Source organism: Mycobacterium angelicum (assembly GCF_002086155.1).
Lineage (GTDB): Bacteria > Actinomycetota > Actinomycetes > Mycobacteriales > Mycobacteriaceae > Mycobacterium > Mycobacterium angelicum.
The window spans coordinates 1-5,951 of sequence record NZ_MVHE01000129.1; the positions used below are offsets into that span (position 1 = coordinate 1).

General features: G+C 65.0%; 4 protein-coding genes and 2 pseudogenes. All 6 read right to left on the reverse strand.

Annotation, left to right across the window (positions count from 1 at the left end; translation table 11 throughout):
- Window positions 1-58 precede the first annotated feature (58 nt).
- Window positions 59-865, reverse strand: a complete 807-nt coding sequence (istB, locus tag BST12_RS28190; RefSeq protein ID WP_083116461.1) for an IS21-like element helper ATPase IstB — start codon at window positions 863-865, stop codon at window positions 59-61.
- A pseudogene (locus BST12_RS28195) lies at window positions 862-1,707 on the reverse strand (Mu transposase domain-containing protein); the annotation flags it as partial. The pseudogene BST12_RS28195 and the gene istB, both read right to left, overlap by 4 nt.
- A gap of 50 nt (window positions 1,708-1,757) precedes the next feature.
- Complete coding sequence (locus BST12_RS28200) at window positions 1,758-2,057, reverse strand: DUF6262 family protein (protein ID WP_083116462.1); 300 nt, start codon at window positions 2,055-2,057, stop codon at window positions 1,758-1,760.
- Window positions 2,054-3,967: a tyrosine-type recombinase/integrase gene (locus BST12_RS28205; RefSeq protein WP_083116463.1), complete on the reverse strand. Its 1,914-nt coding sequence runs from the start codon at window positions 3,965-3,967 to the stop codon at window positions 2,054-2,056. Before BST12_RS28205 ends, BST12_RS28200 begins: the two co-directional genes overlap by 4 nt.
- Complete coding sequence (locus tag BST12_RS28210; RefSeq protein WP_083116464.1) at window positions 3,933-5,012, reverse strand: tyrosine-type recombinase/integrase; 1,080 nt, start codon at window positions 5,010-5,012, stop codon at window positions 3,933-3,935. The genes BST12_RS28205 and BST12_RS28210 overlap by 35 nt, the downstream gene beginning before the upstream one ends.
- Before the next feature lie 85 nt (window positions 5,013-5,097).
- A pseudogene (locus BST12_RS28215) lies at window positions 5,098-5,787 on the reverse strand (DDE-type integrase/transposase/recombinase); the annotation flags it as partial.
- Window positions 5,788-5,951: the final 164 nt, after the last annotated feature.

Below are 5,951 nucleotides of genomic sequence, written 5' to 3' on the forward strand. Positions count from 1 at the left end.
GCCAAGTAAAAGTATCCGCTGGTGGCCAGACAAAAGTATCCGCCCCGTGCGGTGGTTTTTAGGTCGGTTGTGGGTTCTCCTTCCGGTGTTGGGCGTCTTTCATTCGGTAGGAATCGCCGTCGGTGATGACGACGGTGGCGTGGTGAAGGAGGCGGTCGAGGATGCTGACGGCGGTGGTCTGCTCGGGCAGGAAACGTCCCCATTGCTCGAAGGGCCAGTGCGATCCGATGGCCAGCGAGCGGCGTTCGTAGGCGCCTGCGACGAGCCGGAACAACAGTTGAGTGCCGGTGTCGTCTAGCGGTGCGAAGCCTAGTTCGTCGAGGATGATGAGGTCGACCCGCAGCAGGGATTCGATGATCTTGCCGACCGTGTTGTCGGCCAGGCCGCGGTAGAGGGTTTCGACGAGGTCGGCGGCGGTGAAGTAGCGAACCTTGTGCCCGGCGTGGATTGCTGCAATTCCCAAACCGATGAGGGTGTGGGACTTGCCGGTGCCGGCGGGTCCGATGATCGCCAGATTCCGTTGTCCGCGAATCCATTCCAGGCTGGCGAGGTAGTCGAACACCTTCGGCTGGATCGAGGAGGTGGCCACGTCGAACGACTCCAATGTCTTCGGGACGGGGAACGCCGCGGCCTTGAGTCGGTTGACGATGTTGGAGGCATCCCGTGCCGCCAGTTCGGTCTCGACCAGGGTGCGCAGCACCTCCTCAGGGGTCCAACGTTGGGTCTTGGCGGTAAGCAGGACTTCGGGTGCGCTGCGGCGGACGGCGGCCAATTTCAAACGGCGCAGTCCGGCATCCAGATCGGCGGCCAGTGGCGGAACCGGTGGTGGTGCAACGGGTTTGACAGCCTTAGGTGTTGTGGTCACGAGGTGGCCCCGCTGTCGATGACGTCAGTGGCGATCTTGTAGGCGTCGAGGGAACGGGTCGGGGCGACCGGCAGGTCCAGGATCAGCGCGTCGCCGGCAGGGCGAGGTTGTGGTGTTCCGGTGCCTGCGGCCAGGATGGAACGCACGTCAGCAGCCCGGAACCGGCGAAACGCCACTGCCCGGTGCAGTGCGGCCACCAACGCCTGCTCACCGTGAGCGACGCCCAGTGCGAGCAGGATCTCTAACTCCGATCCCAGTCGGGTGTTGCCGATCGCGGCTGCGCCGACCAGGAACGCCTCTGCGTCCTGACCGAGGTCGCAGAACTGCTTCTCAGTGCGGGTCTTGGGGCGTGGCCCGCGGTCAGGTGCCGGGCGAGGCCCGTCGTAGTGGGCATCCAGGATCGATGCCGAACCTGGGGCGGTGAGTTCGTGTTCGGCCACGATCATTCCCGTGCTCGGTTCGAGCAGGCAGACCGCGCCGTGATCGAGCACGACGGCGATGGTGGTGCCGATTAGCCGGGTCGGCACCGAGTAGCGGGCCGAGCCGTACCGTACGCAGGAGAGTCGGTCGACCTTGCGCAGCACCGATGGTGCTCCGATTTGCAGCCGCAGCGATGGGAGTGGTTGCAGCAGTTCGCGTTCGGCGATCAAACGTTCGTCGGGGATGGCGTGGATCTCGGTATGCACGGTGGCGTTGACCTGCGCGCACCACGCCGCCGCGGCCGCATTGGCCGACCGTATATCGACCGCCACGCCTTCCACAGCGGCCTGGGTCAGCAGCGGCACCGCGAGGTCGCGTTGGGCATAGCCGCACAGGTGTTCCACGATGCCCTTCGACTGCGGTTATCCGGCTAATCTGGGCCAAGTTTCGGCTGTTGAGCCGTGGTGGTTCGTTAGTTTTTTGGCGTTCGTAGGCGGCGGAGTTCTGCTTCGTGGCGGCGCACGGTTGCAGCGATGGCGTCCAGCGCGGTGCGTAGGTGGGCTATTTCGGTGGTGAGTCCGGACAGGGTGTGGGCTTCCTTGCCGCGGGCGCGGTGTTCTTCGATGATCCTGCGTAGGTCGGGATTGCGGTAGAGAGTGGCACGGCCGAGTCCGGTGCGGGCAGCGATGTCATCGAAGGTTACGTGTTGTCCTTCGAGAATGATTGCCGCGCAGGCATCTTCGACGTGTTGTCGGCGTTGTTGAGGTGTCATCCGGTCTGTGTCTGACTGATGTGAGCGTCGAGGCGTTCGATGAGTCGGCGGTGGCGTTCGGCTTCACCGGTCCAGCCGCGGGCTTCGGCGTCACGGGCAAGGGTTTCGGTGTCGGCACGCTGAGCGGCCAGGACAGGCAGGTAGCCGGTATCGGTGCGGAAGTTGGGGCAGTGTTCACAAATATTGGCGTAGGCGCACGGGCCCTGGACCTGGGCCCGAATGCAGAAGCCACCAGCGAGGCGGGCCTTGACCGCCGGGGCATCTTTCCAGTCGCCGGCGACGATCGGCAGTGAGACGCGGCCCTGAGGCGGCTCGGTGGGCAGGGTACCGAGGTGGGCCTTCGCAGAGGCCAGGGCCCGTTCGTATTCGGTGCGAACGGTGGAGTCGAACAGCCGTCCGTAGCGCAGACTCATCTCGGCTGAGACATGGCCGAGCAAGGCCATCAGGCTTTGCAGGCTGACGCCGGCGTTGACCAGTGCGGTGGCGTAGGTGTGGCGCAGTTGGTGCGGGGTGATGTGCGGCAGGCCGGCATCGGTAGTAACGCGGGTCAGGACGTCGCGAAGATGATCGACGGTCAAGCGTCGACCGTGGTGAGTGAGCAGGTAGTCGGTGGGTCGAGCCGTGCGCGGGTGGGGCAACGGCCGCCCGGGTGAGCGGTGGGCGACGATGCGGTCGATCAGCGCGACGGTTTCCTCGTCGAGGGGCACCATGCGTTCGGTGTTCAGCTTGCCCAGCGGAACCTTCAGCCAAGCGCCTTGGCCGGGGATCTCGTGCACGCTGTCCAGTTCGAGGTCGACGAGCTCACCGATGCGCAAACCGGTCGCTCGTTGCAGCAGCAACGCATCAGCAGGCAGCCGCTCGGGCCAGGTCTGCAGCATATGGGTCAGGCGCCGATCCAGGTCCGGAGTGAGGTAGCGAGGCAACGCCCGGGGCAGCTTGGGGATATCGGAGCGAAACACCAGGCGCCGCTGCGGTGCTTCCGGCCAACCCCATTCGGCGATGTCGTTGAGCAGGCAGTGCACCGCCAGGATCCTGCCGCGGCGCTCAGATGCCTGGATCGGTGCGCCGGTGCGCGAATTCATCGCCTCGGCAGTCGCGGTCAGGTAGGTCTCAATGTGGCGGCGGCGGTCCAGGTCGGCCAAGCTGGGTAGCGCCGCGTCGACGGCGGCCAGATGCGCGGCGAAGTGGTTGAGCCGGGTTGCGGTGCCGGTGACCGTGCCGCGGCTATGCGTGGCGGTCAACCGATCGAGGTAGGCCACAAACGAGCCACGCAGCGCCGAAGTGGCATCCCGCATCCGCTGCGCAAAGCTCTGCCGTAGCAGGCTGGTCGCGTTGACCGGCTGTTCGGTGAACACACCGAGGTGAAACATGACCCGCCGGGCGGTATGGGTGGCGCTGCTGTAATGACTACTGGGTTTCCCTGCGCCGTGCCGGGCTGCACTGGCGGTCAGTAAGTCATCGAAATCGTTGTCGGTCAACGCATCCAACCGTCGGCCCGTCTGGATGAGGAGTCGGCCGATCACTTGCGATGCGGCCGCGCTGCGGGTGCGTTCAGTGAAGCCGAGTTCTTGCGCGGCACCCAAGAACCGGACCAGATCCTCAGCCAACGGCCCCAGCGGCAGATGCCGCCAAAACACGGCCAGTTTGCGGCGGATCAGGTAGTCATAGCCGGGCCGCAGATAGCCGGCCAACATCAAGAACGTCACGAATGAGCGGGTGGGATGAGAAACCGTCAACCGCGCCTCAAGCGGCTCACCGGCCCACCGCTGCGGATCAGGCCAGCGCCGCAGGAACGTTCGCGCGGCCGAGCCAAGGTTCACACTGATCAAGCCCAGCCGAGCACAGTGTTCGTCGTACGCAGCGAGCAGGTCGACCTCAGGAACGGGCGCGTAGGCGCGCACGGGCGGCATCGAACTCCTCACGCAGAAACATTGGGGCCAAATGGATGTAGGCGGCAGCGGAATCGACGTGGTCGTGGCCCATCAACGCTTGGATCACCGAAAGGTCGACCCCAGCCTCGGCCAGTGCGGTGCCAAACGAATGCCGTAACGCGTGGGGATGCCCGGCAGCGACACCGGAGCGCTCGCGGTGATACCGGAACACCGTGCGCAACCCCGCCGCAGTGAGCGGGCGCCCGCGATGGGCGCCTTTGGCGACGACGAACAGTGCATCAGCGTCCGTTTCGGGACGCTCAGCCAGCAGATAGGTTTGGATCGCGCCGGCCACGTCGGTATCAATCGGCACCGAGCGTTCCTTTCCGCCCTTGCCGAACACTCGAACCCAGCGCCGCGCAATATCCACATCGGCGACCCGCAGCGAAAGTACCTCCGCCGACCGCAGACCCGACAACAGCATCAACCCGCCGATCGCGCGGTCACGCCAGCTACGGAAGCTGCCCAGCAGCGCCGCAGATTCCTCCCGCGACAAACCGCGCGGCAACCGGCGCGGCTCACGGACCCGCAACCGCGACCTCGACTTTGGTTTCGCCGTGTGCGCCAATAGCCCGGAACGCTCACTGCGCGAACGTAATCGGGCCGCCCGACCGCTACCGACTGGGCTACGCGCATCCGGGTCACGCATCTCCCGAAACGCAAACAAGCTCGAAATCGCCGCCAGCCGCCGATTGATCGTCGCCGGCGCATACCCCTGATTACGGCCATCACGGATCGAATACACGTTGCCACCCGGCCGACCCGGCAATGTCGCCTCCCGACATGCCGTCAAGAACCGCAGCAGCACATCAACATTCACCTCCGCCAGACCTAACTGCTCGCCATTCAGCCACCGGGCGAACGCCAACAGGTCATAGGCGTAAGCACGGCAAGTTCGAGGGGAGAAATTACGGTCAGCCAGATATCCCAGGAATTCGTTCACCAAATCGAACTTCTCTACGGCCGTTCCGTGCAACTGCCAGACGCCGTCGTCGTTCACAGCCGCAGAGAGTTCCTTCGTCATGAGATGTAGATATCGCATCCCAATCCGCCATGGGTCAAGAACCGCAGGAAAACGGCGTGTCGCGCACAACCAAATATCCCGATTAGCCGGTTAAGAGTGGGTCGTGGGCGTGGCAGAAGTCCGGAGCGAACCCGTAGTGGCCGGCCAGGCGTACGTAGTCCGCGGTCGGGACCACGACGTTGGCGACCACGCTGCCCTTGAGGCAGGCCATCCGGTCGGCCAGCACCCGAGCCGGGACCCCGCCGATGGCAGCCAGGGCCTCGGCGATCAACGCCAGCGTCGTCGACGCTCGTTGATCGGTGGCGAATCGGACGAACCGCCAGCGGGAGAACGCGAGCACCGCGCAGAACAGGAACAACCCGGGTGCGGCCTGGGCCCAGTCGATGACCAAATACTCACCCGGTGACCACACCGCCGGGCGCCGGCCAGAGTGATTATTGCTGCGCCACAACGCTTTAACATCGGCGACCAGACGCCGGAAGTTACGCCCAGACCCCTCGTATCCCGCAGCGCGAGCGATCGGCAGTAGCCGCTTGGCCGAGATCCGTCCCGCCGACTTCTCGACGCGTTCGGCGACCAGCTCGGCCACCACATCGTAGTTGTGGGCCCGTTCGGCCCGCGCTTGCGGCGCCACGCCCGCCTGGTCGGCTTCGAACTTGTCCACGACCCGCTTGACGGTCCTGTGGGTGGTGCCGCACTGATCGGCGGCGGCTCGGTAGGACCCGAGCTGTTGATACGCAGAAATGATGTCCATGCGGTCCCTCGCAGACTTCAATGGAACTCCCCGGTGGTGGCGGCGTTTGGTTGGCGCCTTCACCGTCACCATCGGGGCCCGCAGTTCCTGATCGACACGACGAACACGGGGTGGATACTTTTATCTGGCCACCAGTGGATACCTCTACTTGGCCACCAGTGGGTACTTTTTCATGGCCACGGACA